This is a genomic window from Elizabethkingia argenteiflava (genome assembly GCF_009904105.1).
Taxonomy (GTDB): Bacteria; Bacteroidota; Bacteroidia; order Flavobacteriales; family Weeksellaceae; genus Elizabethkingia; species Elizabethkingia argenteiflava.
The window spans coordinates 1-317 of the sequence record NZ_JAAABJ010000684.1; the positions used below are offsets into that span (position 1 = coordinate 1).

General features: G+C 60.3%; 1 pseudogene. It reads right to left on the reverse strand.

Features of this window, described 5'->3' with window-relative positions:
* Window positions 1-8 precede the first annotated feature (8 nt).
* A pseudogene (locus GNY06_RS13170) lies at window positions 9-317 on the reverse strand (radical SAM/SPASM domain-containing protein); the annotation flags it as partial.

Sequence of the window (317 nt, forward strand, 5' to 3'; positions counted from 1 at the left end):
ACACGGCGTTAGAATTCGCGGCCGCAGGCGATCATCTGCTCCAGCATTATTTCGAGATCATCAGGCTGCATCTCGCCCTGACCATATGGCGATGCACGCATGGGAGAGAATCCGACGCTGTGGAAACCCGCGTCAATGAATGCGTCGAGCGTGCTACACAGGTCAAGATTGCGTGGCGTGACGGTAACCCGCGCCGAGACCTGCATCCGGCTCTGGCCCGCAAGCAACGGTTCGACATTGCGCATGATGACATCGAAGCTGCCGCCGCCGTTCCGATAGGGCCTCTGCGCGTCGTGGCTCTTGCTCTGCCCGTCAAG